The organism is Campylobacter sp. BCW_6889, assembly GCF_001762535.1.
Classification (GTDB): domain Bacteria; phylum Campylobacterota; class Campylobacteria; order Campylobacterales; family Campylobacteraceae; genus Campylobacter_D; species Campylobacter_D jejuni.
In genome coordinates this window covers 959-1910 of sequence record NZ_MJWZ01000074.1, presented here as the reverse complement: position 1 = coordinate 1910, position 952 = coordinate 959, and the positions used below count along the sequence as shown (strand labels likewise).

Here is a 952-nt window from a genome sequence, read left to right as displayed (position 1 = left end):
TGTGTTTCTAAAAAATCATTTGCAAATTCGCCTTCTCGTAAATATTCTTCTGTGATAGCTATAATTTGATGTTTACCATGAGAGCTTATAGTTTCTACACTAAATTGTCTACCTTTTAAAACTTCTTCGGCTAAAACGATTTTATTATAAGAGAAATCTTTAGCTTTGTAAAAATATTTTTTTAAATTTTCTTTATCAAATACTTTTACAACTCCTCTTCCAGCACTTCTATCGCTTGGTTTTACAACAACAGGGAAATTAGCAATTTGTTCTAAATCTTTTTCATCTTTGAGTATAAAGTATTTAGCATGATTGATATTGTTTCTTTCAAATACTTTTTTCATTAAGCTTTTATCTGTAGTATTTTTAGCACATTCATAAGAATTAGTTCCAAGATTAAGCTTTTCTCCAATGTAGCATACTGTTAAATTTCCAAGTTCTGTAGCAGCAGTAGCAATACCTACTATATTAAATTTGATAGCTAATTCCAGAATTTTTTCTTTATCAGCAATAGAAATAGGATGAAAATAATCTGCTAAATCTTTGCAAAAACAATTTTCATTGTAGTCAAAAACATGAGTGATAAAATCTTTTTTTGCATGTAACACTAAATCTGCTTGTAAATCACCACCGCCAATAATAAAAAAATGTTTGTTTTTCATAGATTCTCCTAGTAAAAATCTGCTAAAAGATTTTTACTAGGAGTTTAGAAGTGAAGCTTTCCTTTTATATAAATTTCAGGATCCTCATCCTTTGAAATTTTCAAATAATAATAACCCTTAGAATCCATTAGTGATGAAGAATAGGAAAAATTTTCATCATTTTTTACATAAATTCTTTCTTTTACTATCATTTGTGGTTTTAAAGTTTTTAATTTCTTGTAAAACTCATAATCTTCTTTGGTAAAAATCATTTTAACCAGACAAAAATTTTTAGCTTTTGTATTTACTTT

At 26.5% G+C, this 952-nt stretch carries 2 protein-coding genes; both read right to left on the bottom strand.

The genetic code is table 11. From position 1 onward, the window contains the following. On the bottom strand, nt 1-662 hold a 662-nt coding region (locus AJ939_RS08350), incomplete at its 3' end, for an acetyl-CoA carboxylase biotin carboxylase subunit family protein (protein ID WP_044809742.1). Between the two features lie 44 nt (nt 663-706). Continuing rightward, nucleotides 707-952: hypothetical protein (locus AJ939_RS08345; protein ID WP_186820610.1), on the bottom strand; the 246-nt coding region annotated here is incomplete at its 5' end.